Annotated in this window: 23 protein-coding genes; 15 read left to right on the forward strand and 8 right to left on the reverse strand. The window is 65.0% G+C overall.

Annotated elements, in window-relative coordinates; genetic code table 11:
• The first annotated feature begins 153 nt into the window (after positions 1 to 153).
• A complete protein-coding gene (locus tag BMX78_RS03580) occupies positions 154 to 552 on the forward strand; it encodes a DUF7793 family protein (RefSeq protein WP_091416479.1) in 399 nt (132 codons plus the stop codon).
• A gap of 30 nt (positions 553 to 582) precedes the next feature.
• On the opposite strand, the gene BMX78_RS03585 is transcribed toward BMX78_RS03580, so the two are convergent.
• Entirely contained in the window at positions 583 to 1095 is a 513-nt protein-coding gene (locus BMX78_RS03585; protein WP_286138762.1) for a peptidase, read from the reverse strand.
• A gap of 131 nt (positions 1096 to 1226) precedes the next feature.
• Between BMX78_RS03585 and BMX78_RS03590 the strand changes: the two genes are divergently transcribed.
• The 4 genes from BMX78_RS03590 (at position 1227) to BMX78_RS03605 (ending at position 4250) form a co-directional block, all read left to right on the forward strand.
• Positions 1227 to 2528, forward strand: a complete 1302-nt coding sequence (locus BMX78_RS03590) for an MFS transporter (RefSeq protein WP_091416482.1) — start codon at positions 1227 to 1229, stop codon at positions 2526 to 2528.
• Entirely contained in the window at positions 2488 to 2865 is a 378-nt protein-coding gene (locus BMX78_RS03595) for an ArsR/SmtB family transcription factor (protein WP_091416484.1), read from the forward strand. Before BMX78_RS03590 ends, BMX78_RS03595 begins: the two co-directional genes overlap by 41 nt.
• 4 nt (positions 2866 to 2869) lie before the next feature.
• Entirely contained in the window at positions 2870 to 3547 is a 678-nt protein-coding gene (locus BMX78_RS03600; RefSeq protein ID WP_091416487.1) for a hypothetical protein, read from the forward strand.
• 88 nt (positions 3548 to 3635) lie between these two features.
• Positions 3636 to 4250 (forward strand): copper resistance CopC family protein, encoded by a 615-nt coding sequence (locus BMX78_RS03605; RefSeq protein ID WP_091416489.1) that lies wholly within the window; start codon positions 3636 to 3638, stop codon positions 4248 to 4250.
• Positions 4251 to 4350: 100 nt separating this feature from the next.
• On the opposite strand, the gene BMX78_RS03610 is transcribed toward BMX78_RS03605, so the two are convergent.
• From BMX78_RS03610 to BMX78_RS03625, 4 genes are all read right to left on the reverse strand, one after another.
• Entirely contained in the window at positions 4351 to 4617 is a 267-nt protein-coding gene (locus BMX78_RS03610) for a hypothetical protein (RefSeq protein ID WP_211482542.1), read from the reverse strand.
• A 353-nt stretch (positions 4618 to 4970) separates the two neighbouring features.
• The gene (locus BMX78_RS03615; protein ID WP_091416495.1) at positions 4971 to 5285 is read right to left on the reverse strand and encodes a hypothetical protein; all 315 of its coding nucleotides are present in this window, start codon (positions 5283 to 5285) and stop codon (positions 4971 to 4973) included.
• Between the two features lie 122 nt (positions 5286 to 5407).
• Entirely contained in the window at positions 5408 to 6274 is an 867-nt protein-coding gene (locus BMX78_RS03620) for an SGNH/GDSL hydrolase family protein (RefSeq protein ID WP_091416498.1), read from the reverse strand.
• Positions 6275 to 6401: 127 nt separating this feature from the next.
• Positions 6402 to 7139 (reverse strand): glycoside hydrolase family 16 protein, encoded by a 738-nt coding sequence (locus tag BMX78_RS03625; protein WP_286138763.1) that lies wholly within the window; start codon positions 7137 to 7139, stop codon positions 6402 to 6404.
• 1052 nt (positions 7140 to 8191) lie between these two features.
• Between BMX78_RS03625 and BMX78_RS03630 the strand changes: the two genes are divergently transcribed.
• Entirely contained in the window at positions 8192 to 9193 is a 1002-nt protein-coding gene (locus BMX78_RS03630; RefSeq protein ID WP_091416502.1) for a LacI family DNA-binding transcriptional regulator, read from the forward strand.
• On the opposite strand, the gene BMX78_RS03635 is transcribed toward BMX78_RS03630, so the two are convergent.
• Positions 9190 to 9771, reverse strand: coding sequence for a hypothetical protein (locus tag BMX78_RS03635; RefSeq protein ID WP_091416505.1), 582 nt, complete (start codon positions 9769 to 9771; stop codon positions 9190 to 9192). The two genes, BMX78_RS03630 and BMX78_RS03635, sit on opposite strands and share 4 nt — an antisense overlap.
• 218 nt (positions 9772 to 9989) lie before the next feature.
• Between BMX78_RS03635 and BMX78_RS03640 the strand changes: the two genes are divergently transcribed.
• The 6 genes from BMX78_RS03640 (at position 9990) to BMX78_RS03665 (ending at position 16987) form a co-directional block, all read left to right on the forward strand.
• Entirely contained in the window at positions 9990 to 11006 is a 1017-nt protein-coding gene (locus tag BMX78_RS03640) for a LacI family DNA-binding transcriptional regulator (protein ID WP_286138788.1), read from the forward strand.
• 69 nt (positions 11007 to 11075) lie between these two features.
• On the forward strand, positions 11076 to 12380 hold the full coding sequence (locus BMX78_RS03645) for an ABC transporter substrate-binding protein (RefSeq protein ID WP_091416512.1): 1305 nt from the start codon (positions 11076 to 11078) through the stop codon (positions 12378 to 12380).
• On the forward strand, positions 12377 to 13333 hold the full coding sequence (locus BMX78_RS03650) for a carbohydrate ABC transporter permease (RefSeq protein WP_139204864.1): 957 nt from the start codon (positions 12377 to 12379) through the stop codon (positions 13331 to 13333). Before BMX78_RS03645 ends, BMX78_RS03650 begins: the two co-directional genes overlap by 4 nt.
• Complete coding sequence (locus BMX78_RS03655; protein WP_091416518.1) at positions 13326 to 14210, forward strand: carbohydrate ABC transporter permease; 885 nt, start codon at positions 13326 to 13328, stop codon at positions 14208 to 14210. Before BMX78_RS03650 ends, BMX78_RS03655 begins: the two co-directional genes overlap by 8 nt.
• Before the next feature lie 32 nt (positions 14211 to 14242).
• On the forward strand, positions 14243 to 15607 hold the full coding sequence (locus tag BMX78_RS03660; protein WP_091416521.1) for a glycoside hydrolase family 172 protein: 1365 nt from the start codon (positions 14243 to 14245) through the stop codon (positions 15605 to 15607).
• A gap of 30 nt (positions 15608 to 15637) precedes the next feature.
• Positions 15638 to 16987 carry a glycoside hydrolase family 32 protein gene (locus BMX78_RS03665; protein WP_091416524.1) on the forward strand — a complete coding sequence of 450 codons (1350 nt, stop codon included), beginning with the start codon at positions 15638 to 15640 and terminating at the stop codon, positions 16985 to 16987.
• A gap of 81 nt (positions 16988 to 17068) precedes the next feature.
• Here BMX78_RS03665 and BMX78_RS03670 read toward each other — a convergent pair whose 3' ends face one another.
• Positions 17069 to 17941, reverse strand: coding sequence for an AraC family transcriptional regulator (locus BMX78_RS03670; protein ID WP_091416527.1), 873 nt, complete (start codon positions 17939 to 17941; stop codon positions 17069 to 17071).
• Positions 17942 to 18327: 386 nt separating this feature from the next.
• Between BMX78_RS03670 and BMX78_RS03675 the strand changes: the two genes are divergently transcribed.
• From BMX78_RS03675 to BMX78_RS03685, 3 genes are all read left to right on the forward strand, one after another.
• On the forward strand, positions 18328 to 19410 hold the full coding sequence (locus BMX78_RS03675; RefSeq protein WP_091416529.1) for a glycerophosphodiester phosphodiesterase family protein: 1083 nt from the start codon (positions 18328 to 18330) through the stop codon (positions 19408 to 19410).
• 195 nt (positions 19411 to 19605) lie between these two features.
• Positions 19606 to 20169 carry a hypothetical protein gene (locus BMX78_RS03680; RefSeq protein ID WP_091416531.1) on the forward strand — a complete coding sequence of 188 codons (564 nt, stop codon included), beginning with the start codon at positions 19606 to 19608 and terminating at the stop codon, positions 20167 to 20169.
• A 131-nt stretch (positions 20170 to 20300) separates the two neighbouring features.
• Entirely contained in the window at positions 20301 to 21248 is a 948-nt protein-coding gene (locus tag BMX78_RS03685; protein ID WP_091416534.1) for a DUF6454 family protein, read from the forward strand.
• Positions 21249 to 21275: 27 nt separating this feature from the next.
• On the opposite strand, the gene BMX78_RS03690 is transcribed toward BMX78_RS03685, so the two are convergent.
• A complete protein-coding gene (locus BMX78_RS03690; RefSeq protein WP_091416537.1) occupies positions 21276 to 22091 on the reverse strand; it encodes an MBL fold metallo-hydrolase in 816 nt (271 codons plus the stop codon).
• Between the last annotated feature and the right edge of the window lie 149 nt (positions 22092 to 22240).

The raw sequence follows: 22240 nt of genomic DNA on the forward strand, positions 1-22240 counted from the left end.
GGCTGATCCTCGACCTGGCCGCACTTGCCGCCACACATCGCCCCGCCGCTTCCTAGGAAAACCGTTACCGCTACCGCGGACGTGTCGTTTCGCTGCGAACATTGAAGCGGGCAGTTAGGCTGGGCTACACAGACTCTGGGGGGAGAGTAAAAGATGAAGCCAATCACTGTTGACGGCGGCAAGGGCACGTTGGAACTCGGTGACGACGGGGTTTTCCACCTCGTGTGGAAGCCGGGAACCGTACTGGTGGCCGCCGATGTACACGCGGCGATGGCACAGCTTAATGAGCTTGCCGAGGGTGGCGAGTACCCGATGTTGATCGACATAACGAACACTCAGGCTGTGACCCGTCAGGCCAAATCCGTCTTCAGCCACAAGTGTGCAGCTTCACGAATTGCCCTGCTTGGCTCGAGCCCGGTTAACCGTGTCATTGCCAACTTCGCCATGGCACGGCGCACCCTCCCGTGTCCCACCCGGTTTTTCACCTCCCGCAATGAGGCCCTGTCCTGGCTTCTTCCAGCGCCCGTGCCGGGTCCCGACCACGGCTTGTAAAGGGCCACAGGAGTTACAGCACTTCGTTTACTAAAGATCGGTCAGGCCGGTTCCCGCATCATCAAGGCACGCGGAGCGCTTGCCGGCTGGAATCCCCGTGGAGCGAAGGCAGGTGCATTGCGGCCCTTTCACGGCCGGCAGTGACAGCCAGACGAAACGCTGCATCTTGTTGTAGAGCCCGAAGTCCAGGACGGCCCCATTCACCTTAGGGGCAAGATCGTTGCTGACGCTGATTGCCAGTCCCGAGCTCACAGCGCCGAAGTCACCTGCATCCCCGGGCTGCAGTTCGCACGCGAGGTGATTGCGGGGCAGGGTCCGGGAGAAGTAGAGGCCTTGCTTCCGGCATCCGCCGGGCCCCATGTAGCAGTGCAGCGTTCCGCCGAACACCGCGATCATTTCGAGGGCCGCATCAGTGAGGTAGAACCTGCCGTGGCCCGGGATATCAGCACTCGTGTTAGCCGCTTGGGAAGACTCCCTGCCGCCCTGCTGCCGGGGCGGATAATCCGGTCCGGCCGCCCCGCTCTTGCGGCCGCTAGCACCCAAGATTGAGGCCACGGAGGTTCAGGGCGGTCATCGGAAGAGCCTTTCAACGGGAGTGTCGCGGAGCGAGGCCATTCTAGGATAACCTCATTAAGTGCACGTATGTGCACATATGCACTTGGAGGGGCTTTGTGATGTTGTCGGTTTTGCGGGATGTGACGTACAGGCGACTGTTCGCCGCGCAGGTGGTGGCCTTGCTGGGCACGGGTTTGCTGACGGTGGCCTTGGGGTTGCTGGCCTTTGACCTGGCGGGCAAGGATGCCGGTGCGGTGATGGGCACGGCACTGACGATCAAGATGTTCGCGTATGTGGGGTTCGCGCCGGTGATCAATGCCCTGGTGGCCAGGTTGCCGAAGAAGCCGGTGCTGATCGGTGCCGACCTGATCCGGGCGGCGATGGCGCTGTGTCTGCCGTTCATCACCGAGGCATGGCAGATCTACGTGGTCATTTTCCTGCTGCAGACCGCCTCGGCGACCTTCACCCCGGCCTTCCAATCCCTGATTCCGGCCGTGCTGAAGGACGAGAGGGACTACACCCGGGCACTGTCGCTGTCCCGGCTCGCCTACGACCTGGAATCGCTGGCGTCACCTGCGATCGCGGCCCTGCTGCTGAGTGTCCTCAGCTACAACAACCTGTTCCTCGGCACCGTAGGCGGGTTCCTGTTCTCCGCGCTCATGGTCATCCTCACCACCCTGCCGGCCACCGGCCCACAGGCCGGCGCCCCGTCGTCGTTGTGGCACCGGACCACGCTGGGCGCCCGGATCTTCTGGCGGAACCGGCGGCTGCGGTCCCTGCTGGCCCTGAACCTGGTGGTGTCCGCCCCGACAGCGCTCGTGCTGGTCAACAGCGTCGTGGTGGTCCGGGATGTCCTGCACCGCCCCAATACCGACCTGGCCCTGGCACTGGCATGCTTTGGCATTGGCTCCATGCTGGTGGCCCTGGGCGCTCCGCGGCTGCTGGACCGCCTCGGTGACCGGGTAGTAATGCTGACCGGCGCAACCCTCATCCCGGCTGCCCTGGCTGGAGCAACGGCCCTGCTGTTCCTGCCCGCCGGTGATTCCACCTGGTGGTGGCTGCTCGGGCTGTGGTTCCTGCTCGGCGCCGGCAATTCAACCATCCTGACGCCGTCCTCGCGGCTGCTGCGGGAAGCATCCACCGAGGAGACCCGGCCCTACGTGTTCACCGCCCAGTTCTCCCTCTCCCATGCCTGCTACATCATCAGCTACCCGCTCGCCGGCCTCGCCGGGGCCGCGGCCGGGCTGGGCACGGCTTCGCTCGCCTTGACAGTTCTTGCGATGATAGGTGCTGCAGGAGCTTTCCTGTCCTGGCCCCGGCACACCCGCGAAGCCGGGAGCAATCAGATCGCCGGGACCATCGAGAGTTTGGAGCAGGGTAATGAGCAGCCAGCCGGACCACGGCCTCAGCCCCGCGCCTGAAAAGCCGTCCCTCGTCCACAACGTAGCCCCGGGCCCGCAGCTGCTCGAATCAGCTGCGGGGACGCTGCGGATGCTCGCCGAACCCACGCGCCTGCACCTTTTATGGCAGCTCGCCGACGGTCCCAAGACCGTTACTGAACTCACCACCGCATCCGGCGTGCCGCGGACCGTGGTCAGCCAGCACCTTGCCAAGCTGCGGCTTAGCGGCCTGGTGGATACCCGCAAGGATGGCAGGCACGTCATCTACTCGCTGCACGACGGGCACCTCATCAGGCTGATCCGGGAAACGATCAATCACGCCGACCACAAGCTCACCGGCGAACCTGCCCACGACTAATTCCATGCCCGCATCCCAGAGCCCGCGCGCGACACCGGACCAGGAAGGCAGCGTCCCGCCCGCGCACGCACCCCTGACGCTCCCGCGCGCACTCATCGTCAGTGGGCTGATCCTCGGCCTCGCGACCGCCGCACACACTGCAGGCGGAGGACAGCTCCCACCGGCCCCAGTGCTCGGCCTCCTGGCAGTTCTGGTGCTGCTCCCGGTCACGGCGCTGGCCCGTCGGCAGCTCAGCCTCGCCTCGATCAGCACTGCCCTGGCCGCCGGGCAGCTGGCACTGCACGCCGCTTTCATCTCCCTGCCAGGACCCGTTTACCACTGCGACCCCGCGGAGATCGCCGCGCACGGCCATCACCAGGTCCAGAGCCTCCCGGACTGTGCGGTGGCAGGGTCCGGAGCCCTGGCCCTGCATATCCCTGCCCTGCCCGGCGCCCTCATGGCCGCTGCGCACATCCTCGCTGTGGCAGCCACAGCCCTGCTGCTCGCCCGTGGTGAAACAGTGCTGTGGCGCATGCTGGCATGGCTTGCGCCGCTAGCGATCGAACTGCGCCGCCGAATGGTCCCGCAATGGGCAGCGCCAACGCCGCTTTCAACCTCCTGCGTTCCGCCGCTGCACCCCAGCTTGAGGACCCGGCTGCTGCGCGGCCCGCCGGCATGTGCTCCCGGCCCCGCCAGCGCCTGACGCTGGCCCGACGCCGCCCCGTCCCGTTTCCACACTTCTTCTTGCCTGCCCGGAACCCGGTGCCAGGCTGTCCCGAAAGGACATCCCCTTGAAATTTTCACTCCGCGGTGCCCGCAGGACCGGTGCCATGACTGCTGCACTCGCCCTTTCCACCCTCGCCGGAATCGCCCCCGCCCACGCCCACGATGCCTTGGCCTCCACCAGCCCCTCCGATGGCCAGATCCTGACCGCCAGCCCGGGCAGGGTTTCCATCACCCTGAACAATCCGCCCAATACCCAGCTCAAGGGCTCCAACATCATCAAGGTCACCGCCCCGGACGGGCACACCGTCAGCAGCGGGGACATCAGCGTCAGCGGTGCCACGTTGACCACCGCCGCCGATATCGATCACCCAGGTAAGCACACCGTGCAATGGCGCGCCGTTTCCGCCGATGGACATCCGATCGAAGGACAGTTCACCTTCACTTTCGCCGGCGACCCTGCATCCACGGAGGCAGCTATGGCTCCGTCGGTCTCCACGCCGGCGGCCCTGGCAACGGAACCACAGGGGCCTGAGACGCAGGCATCGACTCCTGCCGCATCCCAGACACCGGACAATACAGGATTGTTTATCGGGGTCGGCGCGGTCCTGCTGATCCTTGTGGCCGCCGGCGCCTACCTCATCGGCCGCCGCGCCAAGGCCGCAAGCGGCCGCACCACTTAGCAACCAAAGCGGCCCGTCCGGTCAGAAGGCCGGGCGGGCCCTCCGCCGTTGGCGGTCCAGCGGCCACCTCGTGATGGGACTGACCTGCGCATCCGCGCTGTCAGTACAGGAAGACATCAACCACAAGCGCCGCGATGGAGCCAAGCCCGGCGAGGAGGATCACACGCTGGGCCGGTGCTGACCGAAGCGGGCCCATACCCAAAACCAGCGCCAGCACGGCGAAGGCAAAGACACCCGAGCCCGTATCCTGCCAGCTGACGGGGAACACCGGAAGCGGCGCGTCAACGAAGAACTGCGGAGCATCAACCGCCCGCAGGACGGCGTTCCAGGCAAAGGGACCGGCAAAGGCGCCAACAGCCACGGCCATTAACGTACCGGGGCGCCTTTCACGGCCCAGGAGAAAAACAAAGACCAGGCCAGCAACCGCAGACAGGGCTGCGCCATAAGAGATTGTCGTCCACGCCAGCATTGCTGCCTCCTCGATGAAGTCAAAGGGAAAGCCCCTCCTGGGAGGGGCTTTCAACGTAGTGGTCAATTGTCTTCTGATGTAGGTCAGCGGTGATGCACTCCCCCTTCCCGGACGCCCCGGCGCCCATCCGGACTATGACAAGAACTGACTCTAATCAAGGGACCGGGGCCAGTAAATGGCTTGGGCAAAGGAAAGTCGATGGAGATTCTCCGCCCTGCTCAGAGGCGGCGGAAAGCGGACATATGTTACGGCTAGTCCAGCGGAGTGGCGTCGCGCCAGTAGGACGTTGCCACGGTTCCACCCTCCGGGCGGCGGCCGCCATGGAGGAAGTCCGGAAGCGCCGGCTCCTCGGTTGGCGAGGGGAGGCGGAAGATGGAGAGTTCGGACATATCCAGGAGCCGCCGGCCTCCGGTCACCGTATCCAGGATCCAGAACAGCCCGCACTCCGGCATCGTGTCCGTGACGGGGCCTCGATGGACCAGGGTGTCCTTGCGGAACGCTTCGATGCCATCGCCTGACGCGAGTTCATCTGTTGATTCCACCACCACACGGCCATTGCTTGCCATGACTGTCCTTTCCGGTTGCCGAGACTTCTCCCCACCTCCAGTTTTCCGTCCCAAGATGGCGGCAAGGTGTCATTAAGGTGATGTTTCCCTGACAACCACTTGGCCGGGACGCGGAGTCCCGTTTACTGAGTCAGTCGGTTCCAGGCTTCCAGGAACTTCCCGGCAAGGTAGGCGTGCCCGGCGGTGTTGGGGTGGGCGCCGTCGGCATCATAATTCGGGCTGTTCGCGGTGGTGAACCACCCGGCCTCGACGGCGTCAATGAATGGAGCGCTGGCCGCCGCGGCACCGTCCCGGACAGCGCTGTTCACGGTACGCAGGTCCTCCGCGAGGGGTTGCGGTGCGGACGGTCCCAGCACCACCACCTGGATGCCCGGCCAGAACCTGCGCGCCGCTTCAATGGTCTGCGTGGCGGCAGCTTTGACTTCGTCCGGATTGGTGATCTGGGAGTCGTTCTGGCCGCCCTGGAGAATAAGGACATTGGGAACAAAAGCGGGGTCCGCCGCGATGTTCCGCAACCGGACTTCGTACTCGCCGCCCTGATCGTCCCGGGCGCCACCGCCCCAGGCGAACCCTGTCCCGCCCACCCCGTCAATGTTGGTGGGATATCCGAGCTGCCCGGCAACAAGGTAGGCCCACCCCTGGTCCGGCCGGCCCGCACCCACGCCGGCTGTGTAGGAATCGCCAAGAATCAGCACCACGGGCTCGGCGGGCAGCTCGATTCCCGGTGCCTGGGATGTTGCGGTGGCAGTAGCCGTAGGAGAGGCGGTCGCCGTCCCCGTGGGAGCGGCGGTGGCGGACGGAGTAACGCTGCTCGTGGCGGCCGGCAGGCTTGGCGCCGGCGGGAGAGCGTCATCCACGTTGCGCGGACCCATCAGGGCGATGGCCGCCACCCCGAAGGCTGCCACTGCCAGCACAAAGAGCGCAGCGTACTTGATCCACTCCTGTTTGCTGATGCTGGGGCGCCCGCCGTTCCTTGTCACCCGGCACATACTACCGGCGGGAACCCTCCAGACCTGTTACCCGGGCCCGGGTGACCACCCCCTTAGTGAGGCGTACGACGGCGGCGCGCGGCCGCCGTCGTACGCTCACCTTCCCGAGGCGGGAATCTTGAGCTATTTAGGTCCTCTCCCAGATAGCGACCCAGTCAACGTAGACATGACCGCTGGTTTCGGGCGCCGGGCAGTCGGGCGAGCAGGATTCGGTCTGCAGGATGTAGTGCATTGGCGTGCTCGGGGTGAAGGCAGAGGAAACACCGATGGAACGCCCGTCCAGGAAAAACTCAATGCCGCCCGGGCCCCACTCGGTAGTGGCTATGTGCCAGTCCCCATAAGGAACGTTGGGACGGCGGACTTCGACCTCATGGATGCCATTCTGGACGCCATGCACCGCGCCGTAGATGACCTTCCCCAGGTCCCCTTCCGGGAAATCGATCTCCCCGTCCTGTGGCCACTGCTTGCTGTCCGGCCACAGCAGCCAGGCCAATTTGAATCCCGGCAGGACCTCGGCTTTGAAGCGCACGGAGTAGCGCCCGTACACCTGGCTGTTCCAGGGCCGCCGGACGGCTCCCCCAACTATCGGGGACGGTGCAGCGCCCATCGCCACCCCGTTTTCGGAGTGCAGGAACATGTCCAGGACGCCGTCATGGACACTCAAGACTTTGGACGGGAAGTACCCGGATGTCCGGGCGCCCTTTGGCTGCAGTTGCGCGGCAGTATCCGGCGTGCCGTCGAAGTAGTTCGCGCTCCACCGTCCGCCGTAGATGCCCGGAAAGGCGCCCAGTCCGACGTCCCCCTCGCTGAAGTCCTCCGCAAAGACCTGCCTCCACCCCGGCAGGTCGCCCACTGGCAGGGTCAAGGAGATAGGGGAAGGCGCGGATTCAGGAACAAGCTCTGGTGCCGGAGCGGGGATTTCAACAGTTGGCTGTGCAACACTGGGAACCGGGTCCGCGGGTACCGTAGTCGCCGTTTCAGCATTTTGCGTGGGCACTGGACTTTCACTTTGGGTAGGTGCTGCACTTGGCGTATCAGCACTCCGGCTGGACGGCGGACCCTTCGCTTCCACGTCCGGGGTGGGCGCTGAATAGGAAGCAACGCCGATGGTGCCGCAGGTAAGGGCGAACATGGCTATTAGCAGGACGAGGATCCGGGTCCTCGCATGGCGCTGACGTCTATCCACGGCTGTCACTTCCCCCACAAGGAGTCAGTGCATTTAGCCGCGGCTGTCCACCACACGGCCCAGCTGTGGTTCCGGCCGGGGTGGCTTCCCTGGATGTAGATCCCCGCTTGCATAGTTGTCCTCCCATGCATGGTCCGGCAGGGAACCTCAAGCGAAACCGTTGTGCGGCGCCCGCATCCCCCTGTCCGGTCCACCCTATGAGGGGCGCCACAGCCGGTCATGAGTACCGGGTACTCGTTTTTCCGCGTGCTACCTGAGAGCGACTACTCGGTTTACTCGATTTTTTCGGTTGGACATCAGGTGCATCACCGGGCCTGAAACTCGACCCATGCCCTTGCCTGGAAAGGAGAAAGCCCCTCCTAAGAGGGGCTTTCCCAGTAGTGGTCATGTGTCTTCTGGTTTATATCAGCCTTGATGCACTGCCCCCTCTCCAGACGCCCCCCCGGCGTCCATCTGGACTATGAACTCTAATAACGGGTCCGGGGAGAGTAAAGGGGTTGTGCTAAGTAATTTCCGCTGACATCCATTTAGCCGGCACGCTCCGCTGATGGGAGCCCGAACAAAGGAATGTTCCAGAAACTAAGTAGCAGCATGTGTCGTTATGGCCCCTGATAACGGCACTTACTGCTACCTACTTCCAGACCTGACACGGCACCGGCCGGCCACCCATCTGTAAACTGGCGGAGGCTGCGCGAAACGTTCGCGTAAAGGATTCCCTGAGGACGACGACAATGACGACGATGGTAAAAGTGGCCAAGCTTGCCGGCGTGTCCATCTCCACCGTCTCGCACGTCCTAAACGGCACCAGAAATGTCAATGACGAGACCCGGCAGAAGGTCCTCAAAGCCATCGAGGAAACGTCCTACCGCCAGGACGCGCTGGCCCGCGCCATGCGCCGGTCCCGGACTGACAGCATCGGCCTCATAGTGTCCGACGGCGGCGAGCCGGCTTTTGCGGAAATGATCCGGGGCGTCGAGGAGACAGCCGCCAGCCAGGGAGTCACCTTGCTGCTGGCCAATTCCGCCGAGGATCCGCAGCGCGAGGCGCGGGCCGTCCAGGCACTCCTGGAGCGCCGGGTGGACGGCCTCATCCTGGCCCGCGTCGCAGGCTCCGGCCTGGACGCCATCAGCGAGTTTGCCAACCATGAGACTCCCCTGGTGCTGATGGACCGGCTGTCCGAGGACCCCTACGACCAGGTGGGCGTGGAAAACCGCGAGCCCATCAGGGAACTGGTGCAGCACCTCACTGCCCAGGGCCACGAACGGATCCTGCTGATCGCCGGGGATACCCGCGTGGCCACCCTGCGGGAGCGGCACGAAGCCTTCACCGAAGCCATGGCGGCCGCCGGCATCCCCGCGGCAAAGCAACTGGCCGTCGCAGCTCACGACTCCAAGGAGACCGACGCCGGAATCCGCAAGGCCTTGGGAGCGGCTAAGCCACCAACGGCCGTCATAGCCTGCAGCACGGTGCTCGCCGCCGCTGCGCTCCGCCAGATCCAGCAGCGTGGCCTCCGCATGCCCGACGATATTGCCTTCGCAGTCTTCGACGGCTTCGCTTATGCGGACCTGTTCGAACCCCAGCTCACCACGGTCCGACAGCCCGCTTTCGATGTGGGCTCCACGGCGGCCGAGCTCCTGGCCAAGCGGATCGCAGACAAGTCACGTGAACCGGCCATCGTCCGCCTCGCCCCCGTGATCGAATACCGGGCGTCCACCGGCCCAGCACCCGCCTAGCCCAGGCTGACGGACTTCGCATCCGGACCTTCTGAGCCGGTCCGGCTACCGCTCGCATCGTTCACTTCCACCAGCAGGTTGGTGTGGACAGTTACCCAGCCGTCAGCCTCCAGCGGCCGGTGGTCGAACTGGTCCGGAACGAGGACTACCAGCCTGCCTTCCGCGTCGGAAAGGCTGGTGAGCGCATCCCGGCCGTCGATAAGCTGCCCGCAGCTTGCGTTCCATCCGCCGTCCGCCAGGACGCGCTCAGTGATGAGACAAAAGCCGGCACTGTCGAGCCGGTCCGGTGCCACGAAGTAGTTGCTGTTGTTGTACTCACCCAGGTACCGGACATCCTCCAACCACACCTCTTGCTCCAGGTCCGAATAATCTCCCGCAAGCACGTCCTGATCGGTCGGTGCCCGTTCCAGAACATCAAGTGTTCCCGGCTGGGCGAGGAAAAGCGCGGACCAGAGAAATGCCAGGCCCACCCAGGTACCCAGGCCCACCGCAGCGGCCAACGCGATGATGAGCTTCCATCCGCGGGTCAAGGGTGTGACGCCGGGATAGGCGGTGGTGAAGTAGCCGGGTGTATCCATGCTCTGCCCCCTCAGGCTGGTTGGTCCCTGTGTAGGCTACACCGGCTTGAGGACCTTTCGCTGTGGGCGGGAATCCGCCATGAACCTGGACCCCGGTCCGCCCGCAGGAAACCGCCGTCCAAAGAACTTCAACGTGACCCATTGCACATCGAAACGTTTGTCTCTAGTATCGAAACGTTCGCGCAATCGTTTCGCTAGAAGGAGTCACAGTGGCAACCATGGTCGATGTCGCATCACTTGCCGGCGTCTCGACGTCCACCGTGTCGCACGTCCTGAACGAAACCAGGCACGTCGAGCCGGAAACCAAAGAGCGTGTAATGAGCGCTGTGAAGGCCACAGGCTACCGGCGTGACGTGCTGGCCCGCTCCATGCGCCGCGCCAGGACCGACTCCATCGGCCTGGTGGTCTCCGATGCCGGTGAGCCGGCATTCGCAGACATGGTGCATGGCGTGGAGGAGGCGGCTGCGCACAACGGCCTCTCCCTGCTGCTGGCCAACTCGGCGGAAGATCCCGCCCGGGAGCGCGCAGCGGTGGAAGCCCTCCTGGACCGCCGGGTCGATGGCCTCATCCTCGCGCGGGTGGCGGGGTCAACCGCCGGACTGCTGGAGCGGATCAGGAAGGAAAAGAAGCCGCTGGTCCTGCTGGACCGGCTGGCGGACCTGGGCGGGGACCAGGGGCAGGTGGACCAGGTTGGCGTCAACAACCAGGCCGCAATGGCAGCCCTGGTTGACCACCTCACGTCCCAGGGCCACGAGCGGATCCTACTCGTGTCCGGGGACCTGCGGGTGTCTTCGCTCCGCGAGCGCTATGACGGTTTCCGGGCCGCCATGCTCACGAAAGGCATGGCAGTACCACCCGAACTTCTCTGCGAAGGCACAGTCACTGCGGCAGCCACGTTCGACCGTGTCCGGCCGCTGCTGGCCACCGCCTCAGGACGTCCGACGGCGATCCTCGCCTGCAGCACCCTCCTGGCGGCAGGTGCGTTGCGGGCTGTGCAGCACGAAGGACTCCGGGTGCCTGGCTCCATGGCCTTCGCGACGTTCGACGGCTTCACCTACTCGGACCTGTTCCAACCACAAATAACCACCGTGCGCCAGCCCGCGTTCCAGCTGGGTGAGAGCGCGGTGAGTTTACTTTTGCAGCGGCTCGAGAACCCCGCTGCGCCCGCCACTATCCTCCGGCTCGAGTCCCGGATCGAGTTCCGCCGCTCTACCAGCAACAGCTCCACCGACTAACCCCATACAAACCAACGTCGCATCCCACCAGCGCACCTCCCCCGGGCGCAGCATGCAAAGGAGCATTCCATGAGAAAAACAGTCCGCACGACCCTGGCCACAGCGGCAACCGCTGCCCTGCTGGCCCTCACAGCCTGTGGCAGCGGCACGGATGCAGCCACGCCGGCGGCGGACGGTCCCTACGCCGCTCCGGCCAAGGACATCACCGCCAGCATCTCCGTTTCCAACTGGGGCGATCCCGGCGACAAAGCCGTCTATGACGGCGTAGCCGAGCGCTTCAAGGAGAAGTATCCCAACGTTACGGTGAACAACAATTTCACGCCGATCACCACCTGGACCGAGTACGTCAACAAGCTCGTCACGCAGGCAGCAGCCGGCCAAGCGCCGGATGTCATCAACATCGCCACCGAGGGCGTCGAGCTGGGCCTGGCCAACGAGCTGTTCACACCCCTGGACGGCTTCCTCAAGAACGATCCGGAGGCCAAGTCCCTGCGCGAGGACATCGATCCCAAGCTCCTCGAAGGCTTCAGCAAGGACGGCTCCACGTATCTGATGCCCAACACGTTCAACACCATGGTGATCTACTACAACACCAAGATGTTTGAGGCCGCCGGGATTGAACGCCCCAGCGACGACTGGACCTGGGACGATTTCCTGGAGATCTCCAAGAAGCTGACCACCGGCTCAGGCGCCGACAAGGTATACGGGTTCGCCATGCCGTACTACTCCTTTGGCATCACCCCATGGCTGTACTCCAATGACACGTCCGTGATGAGCGATGATCTGGAGAAGGCCCAGCTCACCGACGAGAAGGTCAAGGAAACCGTGGGCTGGGTCCGGGACCTCGTCACCAAGCACGGTGTATCCCCGCAGCCGAAGGGCTCCGACCCATACCAGCTGTTCCCCGCCGGCAAGGCGGCCATGACCGGCGCGGGGCACTTTGTCACCGGCGGCTTCGAAAAGGCAGGCTTCAGCGACTACGACATCCTGCCGTGGCCGAAGGGCACCACCAAGTCCACCGTGTTCGGCGCCGGCGCCTTCGCAGTCTCCAAAGCGTCCAAGAACAAGGAGCTGTCCTGGGAGTTCATCAAGATGCTCACCGACCAGCAGACCCAGAAGAAATGGGCCGACGCCGGCGCCGCCGTCCCGTCCACCAGGACCGCCGCTTCATCCCCGGATTTCCTCGCTTCCCCCGAGCATGCCGAAGAGTTCTACAACTCACTTTCCTACGCGAAGCCGGTAGCGGCTCCGCGTGCCTACAACGTGCTGGATCCGGCGTTTATGCGGGCCATGGACGAGATCATGTCCGGCCAGGACATTGGCGCCTCCCTTCAGAAGGCCCAGAAGGATGTTGAGGAGGCGTTGCAGCAGTGACGCTAATTGTCCCCCAAACCGAACTGTCGCCCGCGCCCCCGTCGGGACGCGGAGACCGCCCAGGGCACCGAAGCGCCGCCCGCCGTCGGGAAGCCCTCACCGGCTACCTGTTTACGGCACCCACCGTGATCGGCTTCCTGGTCTTCGTCCTCGGCCCGCTCGTCGCGGCCCTGTACCTCAGCCTCACCAAGTACAACATCCTCACCGCACCCAAGTTCATCGGACTGGACAACTACGCACGGATGTTCCGGGATGAGCGGCTAGCCACGACGTACGGCAACACAGTCCTCTACGTGGGCGCCGCCGTCGTCCTTATCAATGGCTTCGCGCTCCTGTTCGCCGTGCTGATCAACCAGCGGCTCCCCCGGGCGCTGACCTACGTGTTCCGCTCCGCCTACTTTTTCCCGTACCTGGTGGCGCTGGTGTACGTGTCCATCATCTGGCAGGCGCTCTTCCAGAAGGACACGGGCATCCTGAACTACTACCTAACGGCCATGGGCGGGGAACGGATCGACTGGCTCAACAGCGCGGAGTTCTCCAAAGTGTCGGTGGTCATCGTGGACACGTGGCGCAACGTCGGCTTCGCGATGCTGATCTTCGTGGCCGCCCTGCAGGAAGTCCCCAAGGACATGGTGGAGGCCGCCCGGATGGACGGCGCCAACGAGTGGCAGATCTTCCGCCGCATTGTGCTGCCGATGATCAGCCAGGCCACGTTCTTCAATATCACCATCACCATCATCGGCGCGTTCCAAATTTACGAATCGATCATCGTGCTCACCCGCGGCGGCCCCGGCGATGCCAGCCGCAGCGTGGTGATGTACATCGCCGAAGTGGCCTTCAACAAGTTCGACATGGGCTACGCCTCAGCCATCGCGGTGACGCTGTTCCTGATCATCATGCTGGTGACCATGGTGCAGTTCCGCCTCAGGAAATCATGGGTGAACAATGAGTAACGCCGTCCTCCCCTCCCGCACCCTTTCAGGACAGGACGTACGACGGCGGCGGCGCGCCGGCGTTGCGAAGTCCATTTCCGTCGGGCTGCTTGTCCTGGGCGCCGTCGGCATGGTGGCCCCGTTCCTGTGGATGTTCACCACGTCCCTCCGGGACGCCAGCCACGCCTACGACCTGCCGCCGCAGTGGCTGCCCACCGAATGGGACTGGGGAAATTATGCGGCAGCGGTCAGCGGACCAGTGCCTATCCTGCGGAACATGTTCAACAGCGCGGTCATAGCGATTGCCGTCAGCGTCGGCATGATCATCACCGCACCGATGGCCGGCTACGCTTTCGCCAAGCTGGAATTCCCGGGCCGCAACTCGATCTTCGTGGGCCTGCTGTCCTCGCTGATGGTGCCGGCGCAGGTGACCATCATTCCGCTGTTCCTGCTCATGCGGACCTTCGGCCTGCTGGACAATCCGCTCAGCCTGATCCTGCCCGGCATCACCGGCGCCCTGGGAGTCTTCCTGCTGCGGCAGTTCTTCCTGGGCCTGCCGCAGGAAATCATCGACGCCGCCCGCATGGACGGGGCAACCGCCTGGCAGACCTACCGGCTGATCGCCCTTCCCCTGGCCAAAAACGCGGTCAGCACCCTCGGCGTCATCACCTTCCTGGGCAGCTGGAACGCCTACTTCGCCCCGTCCATCTTCCTCAACAGCACCGACACCGCCACCCTCCCGCTGGGCCTGGTCCTGATGCTGGGTCCCTACGGCGCCGGCAACGTGGCCCAGGTGATGGCCGCGACCACCATCGCCATCGCCCCGGCACTGATCGTCTTCCTTGTGGCCCAGCGCTGGATCATCGCCAGCCTCACCCAGTCAGCCGTCAAGGGCTAACCCAAACAACTTTCCCGAAAGGTACATCTACCATGGCAACATCGTCGCGCTCCGGCCTGCTCTCAAGCCTGACCAAGCTCTCCACGGCCCGCACCGCCCGAGCCTCCAGCTGGGACCAGACCGGCCGTAACCGGGACAACTGGATCATCATGCCCGGAGAGGAACGCGTCCTGGCGGACCTCGAAGGCCCCGGCGCCATCACCCACATCTGGATGACCCAGTCCTGCCGCATCCAGCCCGGTCCCGGCCAGATCTCACCGGAACTAGTGGGTGTCCCCATGCTGGAAATCCACAACGCCCTTGGCGTCAGCTGGGAAGTGGTGGACCCGGACTATTACCGCAAGATCGTCCTGAAAATGTACTGGGATGACCAGGAAACCCCGAGTGTCATCGCACCCTTGGGCGACTTCTTCGGGCTGCTCAACTCACTTTCCGGCTCCTACGACTCGCTGCCGCTCTCCGTCTCCGCCAAAGAACCTGAAGTGAACACCTTCGGCGGCAGCGCGGCCTTCAACAGCTACTTCGAGATGCCCTTCAACTCCCGGGCCCGGATCACGGTCGAAAACCAGAACGATATCCCCTACCTGCAGTACTTCTACATTGACTACGAGCTGTACACCGAGCCCCTCCCGGAAGACACCGCGTACTTCCACGCCCACTGGCGCCGGCAAAAGCCCAACGCCGGCTGGGGCCCGGACTTGCAGACCAATAGCATCGAAGTGGCCATCCCCAACCTCACCGGGGAAGATAACTACGTTGTGCTGGAGACCGAGGGCCAGGGCCACTATGTGGGCTGCAACCTGGCCGTGCGCCACTTCCAGGGCTCCTGGTGGGGCGAGGGCGATGACATGATCTTCATCGATGACGACACCTGGCCGCCCAGCCTGCACGGCACCGGCATGGAGGACTATTTCGGCCATGCCTGGGGCATGCAGCACAACGCCTTCCTCATGAACGGCACCATGGTCCATGAGGAAAACGTGCCGGGCTTCCACCACAGCTACCGCTTCCACATGACCGATCCCATCCGGTTCCAGAAGCGCATCAAGGTCACGTTCGAGCACGGCCACGCCAACCACCTCTCCGATGACTGGTCTTCCACCGCCTACTGGTACCAGACACTCCCCTCTCCCGTCCTGGACATCGATGCCGTGGAGGACCGGCTGCCGCTGCGCCCCCGTGACCAGGTAGAGGAACTCCCGCTGCCGGAGCTGACGCCCGCGCAGCAGGCTGCCCGCGACGCCGCCGCCGAACGGATGCAGAAATTCACCGATGCCCGCGACGCCGTCCGGAACGAGCGGCGCGCCGAAATAGACCAGTGGGAAAAGGCCAACGCGGAGCAGGCCCGGGACATCCGGCAAAGGTTCCATGCAGCCAACAGTGTCCCGATCTCCTGACCACTCCTACCGCAAACAACGAGGACCAGCATGAATGCGCACGAACTGCGGCCCGCTTTCCACTTCACTGCCGCCGAGGGATGGATCAACGATCCCCTGGGCGTTACGTGGAAGGACGGCCAGTACCACCTCTTCTACCAGTACGTCCCCGGCCGCACCACCTGGGCGTCCAACTGCCACTGGGGCCATGCCACGTCCCCGGACATGGTCGCCTGGACGGAGCAGGGTGTCGCCGTCGCGCCTGGTGACGGGGACGACGGCGTCTGGTCCGGTTCCATCGTGACCGACGCCGGTGGCGCCGCCACCATGTTCTACACTTCCGTCGCAGAGCCGGACCTCGGCATCGGCACCGTGCGGACCGCCACCCCGGACGACGCTTCCTGGAACAGCTGGACCAAGGGCGGAAAGTTGATGACCGCCCCCGAGCTGGGCGTGGTGGCCTACCGGGACCCGTTCGTGTTTCGCGACGGCGGGCAGTGGCGCATGTTCGTGGGCGCCGGGCTTGAGGGCGGCACGGCAGCCGCCGTCTCCTACAGTTCCCCTGATTTGAAGCAGTGGACCCTGGACGGCATCGCCGCGCAGCGTTCCGGCGCCGAGATGGAACCGGTGTGGACCGGCACCATGTGGGAGTGCCCGCAGCTGTTCGAGATTGATGGCTCGCACGTGCTGGTCACGTCCATTTGGGAGGACGATGTCCTGCACTACGTGGCCTACGGGGTGGGCAGCTACTCCGACGGCACGTTCACCGCACGTTCCTGGGGCCAGCTCAGCTACGGCAAGAGCTACTACGCGCCCTCCTTCTTCCGGGACAAGGACGGTGTGCCGGCACTGATCTTCTGGGTCCGCGGCGTCATCAGCCCCGACGGCCAGTGGGCCAGCGCCCTCAGCGTCCCGCACACACTCACCTTGGACGGCGACACCCTGGTGGCCACCGCCCACGCCGACCTCGCCAACTACACGCAGGCCGCGCGCGTGGAGCAGTTGGGCGGCGGTGCCTATGAAACCGTGCTCGACGGCGGCGCGGACCTTCGCTGTACAGTCGCCGCTGGGACGGTCATCTGCTTCGGGAGCCCGGACGGCCAGCTGGCCGCGCTTCGCCACAACGGGGCCGGCCTGGAGGTGACGGCGCCCGGAAACGCCGACTTCAACGGGGTATTCCTCCCGGTTGCTGAGGGGACAGACGTCCGCGTCCTCATCGACGCCGGAGTGCTGGAGATCTCCGGCCAACAGGGCATCATGGCGGTTCCGCTGCCCATCACGGCCGCGGCGGTAACCCTTACCGTGACCGGTCCGCAGGAGCTGAGCCTGGCGATGGTCGGCTCAGTGGAAACCCCGCAGGATGACCATGCAAAAGCACAGCCAGCCCTGACAGGTCGCTAAAGCGCCAGCGGTTCCAGCTCGTCCCTGGGATTCAAGGACTCTGCCGGCCGCCTGGCAGCACCAGCCCGTACGCTGGCGCTGCTAGGCGGCAGGCGGAGCAGTTTTCGCTTCGATCGGTATCCACAGCTGTCCGCGGCCCCTCGAACCGTACGGTTCCGGCTGGACGCTCAGCAGTTGTGGTCCTGGCGCCCATAGGTAGGGGTTGGCGGGGAACCATTCGGCCGCGGCGTCGGCCCACAGCTTTTGCAGGGCCTCGGGGAACTTTCCCTCAGTCTCGAAGACCACCCACAGGCCGGCCGGGACTTCCTTGGAGTCAAATCCTTCCGGCACCGGCTGCGACGATGCCGCGGCACGCCAGTAATCCAGTTCGCTCCCCTCGGTACCCGGCTCCTCGATGTTCTCGGTGACCGCCACGAGACCGAGCGGCTCGGTGTCGGAGAGCTCGGCCAGGCGTGGCCGCACCGAGGGGTCCAGTCCCCGCTCGAACGCCTCTATACCTGGGTTTGGTCCTTCATAGACGAGCCGGATCCGTGTCCTGAGGCCAATCAGGCGGAAGGCCTCCTTCTTGACGATCTGGTGTTTCATGCCTGCGCTCCCTTCAATTCGAAGGTGGAATCTCAATTGCGGTTGTGAGTGGAGCACGGCGCCGGGGCGGCGTGCCTGTGAGGGGCTAAGCCCATGCATGGCTTTGAAGGCCCGGGTGAACGCCTCGGCGGACCCGTACCCGTACCGTGTTGCGACGTCCAGCACCCCCTGGCCCGCGATGATTTCGGCCGTCGCAGCTGTGAGCTTCCGGCGCCGGATGTACTCGGAGACGGGCATGCCGGCCAGCGAGGCGAACATCCGCCGGAAGTGGTATTCCGACGTGAGCGCGACGCGGGCCAGCGCGCCGACGTCGACCGGCGCGGTCAGGTCCGCCTCAATGAGCTCAACGGCCCGGTTCCATTCCTGCACGGCATCCTCCCCCTTCCCTTCTACGGTATGGCGAACAGGGTTCACGCAACCCAACTATCCCTGCCCGAAAAGATCAGGAGCCCGGCAATATGAGGCAGAAAAGGCCGCCGGAGCCCTCTTGGCGAGCCCGAGGTCTGGCCTTCTGATTCACCTACCAGAGTGAATAGGAGAGTAACCGAGGACGCTCTGAGCGCACGGCGTACGACGGCGGCGCGCGGCCGCCGTCGTACGCCCGCGTTATCAGGGGGAGCGCGCAGGGCGGCGTGGTTCGCATCACGTTCACCGCCCTGTCACCTGACCGCTGCCTGCCGGCTTTCTTCGGTACTGAACGGGGGTGAACAGTGGTGCGTGCTCATTACCGATGACATCAACGTGGAGAATTCACCATGAAGCACACCAAGCTGCTGACCGCGGCTGCACTCGCTGCCGGCCTGGCCCTGGGAACACCCCTTCCCGCACAGGCAGCGGACACCAACCCCAACGGCACGGACAACCATTTCGACCTGCAGGCTCACCGCGGCGGACTCGGCCTCACCGTCGAATCCACCCTGGCCTCCTTCGCCAAGGGGCTCGAAACAGGGGTGAGCACCCTCGAACTCGACTTGCAGATCACCAAGGATGGCCGCGAAGTCGTCACCCATGACCGCAAGATCAGCGGCCAGAAGTGCCAGGACACCGCCCCGGTCACCCCGGCAGATCCGCAGTTCCCGTACGTGGGCAAATACATCAAGGACCTCACCTTCGCCCAGGTCCGCAGCCTGGATTGCGGGTCGCTGACCCTGCCCCAGTTCCCGGGCCAGCAGGCATCCCCCGGCGCCAAGATGCCCACACTCGCCGAGGTCTTCGACCTCACCCGGCAGTACCGTGCCAGCCAGGTCAAGTTCAACATCGAAACCAAAGTTGAAGCGGGCGCCCCGGAGCAAACGGCACCGCGCGAGCAGTTCGTGGACGTCGCACTGCGCGAAATCAACGCCGCGAACATGGCCGGCCGCGTCTCCATCCAGAGCTTCGACTGGGGCTCACTGCGCCTGGTGAAGGAACGCCAGCCCGGCATCCGGACCGTCGCCTTGACCAACAAGGACTTCCTGCAGGCCGGCAAGCCCGGAGCCTCACCGTGGCTCGGCGGGATCGACTCGGATGACTTCGGCGGTGACCTCGTGGACTCAGCCGCTTCCCTCGGCGTGGACGCCATCTCCCCTGTTCACGGCACGCCCCAGAACGGCACCGTCACCGACGCCGGTTACGTCCCCTACGTCACGGCCGACATGGTGAACCGCGCCCACGCCAAAGGCATGCAGGTCATCCCCTGGACCGTCGATGACAAGCCCACCATGCGCGCCCTCATGGACACCGGCGTGGATGGACTGATCACCGACTACCCCAACCGCCTGCGCGAGGTCATGGCCGAGCGGTCCCTGAAGCTGCCCAAGCAGTTCACCCTGGAGCCCGGCGCCTCAGCAGCGAGCTGACTCCACCAACCACTGAATGCCCCTGCCCCCACTACCCGGGACAGGGGCATTCCCTTTTCCAGGTTCCTCCCGGCCGCGCCCAACTCCTAAGCCGCAACAAACACGTTTAGGGCATCAAGTGCTGGACAGCGGGCAGCGGCGCACCTCACTCTGGTGTGAAGCCGCCGGCGGCGTGGCTTGGAACAGGAGACCGGCGTGGCGATTTCGGCAGGCTTTTTCGGACGTGCTTTCCACCGGCACGAAGCCACCCCGCCGCCCCTCGTCGATTTGCTCCCGGTTTCCGGCCACCAATTGCGGATGCGGGTGGAACCGCGCCTCGCTGAGCTTGTTGGAACGGTGGTAGCGACGCTACGGGCCGCCGGAGTGAGGCCTATCCCGGTCACCGACCCACACGGGCGGCAATGGGCCCCCGCCTACGTCCTGGGCAGGCTGGAACTGGAAGGTGCGCTGGCGGAAACGGCCCCCAACACCGCGGTGGCCGAGGTGGTGCTGGACGGCTCAGGCCGGTTGGCCCGCAACCATCCCGTGCAGGTCACAGGCAACGCCCACAGGCTGGTGCCTGTCCGCTGCCCGAGCGTGGCTGACAGCTATGAGCAGTTCATCCGCGCCCTGAAAGTTGCGGAAGAACCCCGCGGCGATGGTTTGGTCCTCACCCCGCACGGGAGCCTGATGATTGCCGGCCCCGAAGGCGAACCTGTTGCTTTGGCTGACTATTTGGACAGCCTCTGCCGTACCGGGGCCTACGTCCGCCAGAGCTGACTCCCGTGGGATGCCCGGGCTGGCCGGTTGCTTCACCCGCCTGACACCTGCCGTTGTCTGTTGTGCCACCCAGGGCCGCTACGTTGGATCGCGCCCGGCACCCGGGCCACCCCAACGCACCTGGAGCAGACATGAAGATGAAGCGCGCCCTGGCCACCGCCGCAGTCGCCGCCGCCACCCTGACCGCCGGAACCTCCGCTGTGGCCACCAACGGGCAAAACCCGGACGGCCTCACAGCAGAAGCAGAGGCCTTCACCAAGGTGGACCGCAACACCCAGTGGGACCAGGTCCAAAAGCTCAAGCTGGACTTCCCCACCTTCCACCCGCAGGGCATGTCGCTGGTGGGCGACAAGATCTTCCTCAGCAGCGTCGAGATCCTCGAACCCACCGTCCGCTATCCCTCCCCCATTGACGGGTACGACCGCAGCACCGGCAAGGGCCGCGGCCACGTCTTCGTCATCGACCGGCAGGGCAAGCTGCTGAAGGACATCGTTCTGGGCGAGGACAGCATCTATCACCCCGGTGGTACGGACTTCGACGGCGAGAATGTCTGGGTTCCGGTGGCCGAGTACCGGCCCAACAGCAGCTCCATCGTTTACACGATCAACCCGGACACCTACGAGGTCACCGAGCAGTTCCGCCAGGCGGACCACGTGGGCGGCGTGGTGGCCGATCGCAAGACCAACCGGATCAGCGGTGTCAGCTGGGGTTCGCGCAAGCTGTTCACCTGGAACAACCAGGGCCGGCTCCTGGGGACCCAGGCCAATCCCAGCCACTTCATCGATTACCAGGACTGCGAGTACGCCGGCGCCGGTCACCAGCTCTGCTCAGGCATCACCGGTCTCAAAACTGCTGACGGGAAGCCGTTCGAGCTCGGCGGCCTCGCCCTGACCAACCTCACGGACGGAACGATCGTCCACGAGGTCCCCTTCCAGAAGTTCTCCACGGCAGGGCACTCGATCACCCGCAACCCGGTCGCGCTGGAGTCCGACGGCGGCGTGCTGCGCCTGTTCGCCGCCCCGGACGACGGCGAAGAAGCGGCCGGCACGGAGCTGTTCGTGTTCGAAGCCCGCCCCTGAACCAGGCAGCCAGTGCAGGAGGCCCGCCTAGTTCTCCCGGCGGGTCTCCTGCAGCCGCTTGATGAACCAGCGCGACTGTTCCGGCCCGTAGGGCAGCACCGGGATGGCCTTGGTGGCATCGTCCGGGGTGTCCCGGATGGACCCGCGGGCCTGGCGGACCGCGGTGGTCATGGTGTTGGCCATGGTCTTGACGAACTGGTCGCTGCACGGCTTCCCGTGCCCGGGGATAAGGAACTCGTAGCGGTGGCGGAGCGCTGAGATGTGCCGGAGCGCGTCCGCCCATTCCTCGGGGTACGAGTCTTCGAAGGACGGGTGGGCGCCCTGCTCCACGAGGTCGCCCACGTACAGGGTGGTGGGGGTGCCCACCAGCAGGTCGCCGTCGGTATGGCCGCGGCCCAGGTAGAACAGGGTGGCGGTGAGCCCGCCGAGGTCAACCAGCACCGGCTGGTCCTTCACCAGGGCGTTGGGAACCACGAGCTCCACGTTCTCGCCTTCGCCCGTGGACATCTCCGGCTCCAGCGTCCCCACGAAGCGGCGCTGGAGGTCCCCGCGCGCGTCGATTTCAGTGGCGCAGTTCTGGTGCGCCCAGAACTCGGTGACGCCTGCTTCAGCAAACACGGCGTTGCCGAAGAAGTGGTCGTAATGCGCGTGGGTGTTGACGACGACGACCGGCAGCTGGGTCTTCTCCCGCACCGCGTCCAGGATCTCCCGCCCCTGCCGGGGGCCGCAGCCGGTATCGATCACCATGGCCCGCTCGGATCCCACGATCAGTCCGGTGTTCAGCAGCGATCCTTCGGTGACCAGCACATAGTTGTTCGCGCCGACTTCGAGCCATTCCGACATTGTTTCTCCGTACCTCCGGCAAAGCAGTGTTCGTTCGTCTAGGCGTCGATTGTACCCACCGGCCCTTGGTTGAGCCTGGGGCCACGCCTGCAGGGATCCCTGGCCGAGCTTGCGAGGGTAGGGAACGGGTGGGGAATGAAACCCCGTGA

The organism is Arthrobacter sp. OV608, assembly GCA_900110595.1.
Taxonomy (GTDB): Bacteria; Actinomycetota; Actinomycetes; order Actinomycetales; family Micrococcaceae; genus Arthrobacter.

Excerpts from the sequence above, each read along its gene's own strand:
- BMX78_RS03580 (WP_091416479.1), top strand. The coding sequence starts at position 154 with ATGAAGCCAATCACTGTTGACGGCGGCAAGGGCACGTTGGAACTCGGT.
- BMX78_RS03590 (WP_091416482.1), top strand. The coding sequence starts at position 1,227 with ATGTTGTCGGTTTTGCGGGATGTGACGTACAGGCGACTGTTCGCCGCG.
- BMX78_RS03595 (WP_091416484.1), top strand. The coding sequence starts at position 2,488 with ATGAGCAGCCAGCCGGACCACGGCCTCAGCCCCGCGCCTGAAAAGCCG.
- BMX78_RS03600 (WP_091416487.1), top strand. The coding sequence starts at position 2,870 with ATGCCCGCATCCCAGAGCCCGCGCGCGACACCGGACCAGGAAGGCAGC.
- BMX78_RS03610 (WP_211482542.1), bottom strand. The coding sequence starts at position 4,617 with ATGGCCGTGGCTGTTGGCGCCTTTGCCGGTCCCTTTGCCTGGAACGCC.
- BMX78_RS03615 (WP_091416495.1), bottom strand. The coding sequence starts at position 5,285 with ATGGCAAGCAATGGCCGTGTGGTGGTGGAATCAACAGATGAACTCGCG.
- BMX78_RS03620 (WP_091416498.1), bottom strand. The coding sequence starts at position 6,274 with ATGTGCCGGGTGACAAGGAACGGCGGGCGCCCCAGCATCAGCAAACAG.
- BMX78_RS03630 (WP_091416502.1), top strand. The coding sequence starts at position 8,192 with ATGACGACGATGGTAAAAGTGGCCAAGCTTGCCGGCGTGTCCATCTCC.
- BMX78_RS03635 (WP_091416505.1), bottom strand. The coding sequence starts at position 9,771 with ATGGATACACCCGGCTACTTCACCACCGCCTATCCCGGCGTCACACCC.
- BMX78_RS03640 (WP_286138788.1), top strand. The coding sequence starts at position 9,990 with ATGGTCGATGTCGCATCACTTGCCGGCGTCTCGACGTCCACCGTGTCG.
- BMX78_RS03645 (WP_091416512.1), top strand. The coding sequence starts at position 11,076 with ATGAGAAAAACAGTCCGCACGACCCTGGCCACAGCGGCAACCGCTGCC.
- BMX78_RS03655 (WP_091416518.1), top strand. The coding sequence starts at position 13,326 with ATGAGTAACGCCGTCCTCCCCTCCCGCACCCTTTCAGGACAGGACGTA.
- BMX78_RS03660 (WP_091416521.1), top strand. The coding sequence starts at position 14,243 with ATGGCAACATCGTCGCGCTCCGGCCTGCTCTCAAGCCTGACCAAGCTC.
- BMX78_RS03665 (WP_091416524.1), top strand. The coding sequence starts at position 15,638 with ATGAATGCGCACGAACTGCGGCCCGCTTTCCACTTCACTGCCGCCGAG.
- BMX78_RS03675 (WP_091416529.1), top strand. The coding sequence starts at position 18,328 with ATGAAGCACACCAAGCTGCTGACCGCGGCTGCACTCGCTGCCGGCCTG.
- BMX78_RS03685 (WP_091416534.1), top strand. The coding sequence starts at position 20,301 with ATGAAGATGAAGCGCGCCCTGGCCACCGCCGCAGTCGCCGCCGCCACC.
- BMX78_RS03690 (WP_091416537.1), bottom strand. The coding sequence starts at position 22,091 with ATGTCGGAATGGCTCGAAGTCGGCGCGAACAACTATGTGCTGGTCACC.